2 protein-coding genes are annotated in these 1,048 nt (G+C 52.0%); one reads left to right on the forward strand and one right to left on the reverse strand.

What is annotated here, in order from left to right; all coding sequences use genetic code 11:
* Window positions 1-143 precede the first annotated feature (143 nt).
* A complete protein-coding gene (locus AC1DRJ_RS29220; protein ID WP_095077032.1) occupies window positions 144-332 on the forward strand; it encodes a ribbon-helix-helix protein, CopG family in 189 nt (62 codons plus the stop codon).
* A 21-nt stretch (window positions 333-353) separates the two neighbouring features.
* On the opposite strand, the gene AC1DRJ_RS29225 is transcribed toward AC1DRJ_RS29220, so the two are convergent.
* Window positions 354-1,048, reverse strand: a 695-nt coding sequence (locus tag AC1DRJ_RS29225; RefSeq protein WP_477805190.1) for a SulP family inorganic anion transporter, incomplete at its 5' end; no start/stop codon positions are given.

Here is a 1,048-nt window from a genome sequence, read left to right on the forward strand (position 1 = left end):
GTTCATCACCCACCGTGAGAACCAATTTTTTTCTTGTGAGTACAGTCGAGATACCGAGCAGTAAGCCGCCTGTGCAGTGACAGCACAGAACAAGGCAATTACAATTTGATTAACATCCTGCGAATTGAGCGATTGAATACCTTATGGAAAGCAAGACTGCCCGCCTCACTGTGCTCATTGACCCCGTTAAGAAAAAAGCTTTCGAGGAACTCTGTGCAGCACAAGACCTGACGTCTTCGCAGGTAGTCCGCCAATTGATTCGTGACTATCTCGACACTCACGGCGCCAGCTATTCGACCAAGAGCAAGCATGCCGCCAGTACCAAGTCATAACCCAACACTGGCAGCTGTTCTCTAGAGGGTCGACGTACCCTCAACGTGACTGACAGCTTTAGCCAGCGCGGTATTGAAGTCGGCGTGATAATGCTCCGGGCTGATTTCTTGCAGGATACCCACCCTATCGAGCTTGTTGAGCACCTTCGTGTTCGCTTCGCAGAGTTTCACCACGATATTGCGCTGGTGTAGCTGCTGAATGACCTCCTCCAACACTTGCAAGCCCGTGATATCCATAAACGGTACGCGCTTCAGACGGATAATCAGCAGACGTGGGTCAGTGTGGGTCTGTGCTAACACACGCTCGAAGGTCTCAGCTGCACCAAAGAACAGTGGCCCTTCTATCGTATAAATCAGTATCCCTGGCGGCAAGCGAACATGGCCGTTGGCTCTTAACTCTTCTTCAAGTTCGTGCTCGACTATCTGCTGCACCTCAACAGATGAGGCCATGCGGCGCATGAACTGCAGCATCGCCAGAATGACGCCGATATTCACGGCGATCACCAAGTCACTGAACACGGTGAGGCTGAAGGTGATGAGCAGGATTGACACGTCTGCGCGTGGGGCTCGCTGGAGCATGCGCTTGAAGTGTTTTAACTCGCTCATGTTGTAGGCGACCACGAAAAGAATGGCGGCCAGGGCACACAGTGGGATGTTTGAGGCTAGAGGTGCCAGAAACAGAATAATCAGCAACAAGGTGACCGCATGCGTAATGC

Source organism: Pseudomonas sp. P5_B2, assembly GCF_056400445.1.

What these genes read in the sequence shown, in the direction of transcription:
- AC1DRJ_RS29220 (WP_095077032.1), top strand. Translation starts at nt 144, where the DNA reads ATGGAAAGCAAGACTGCCCGCCTCACTGTGCTCATTGACCCCGTTAAG.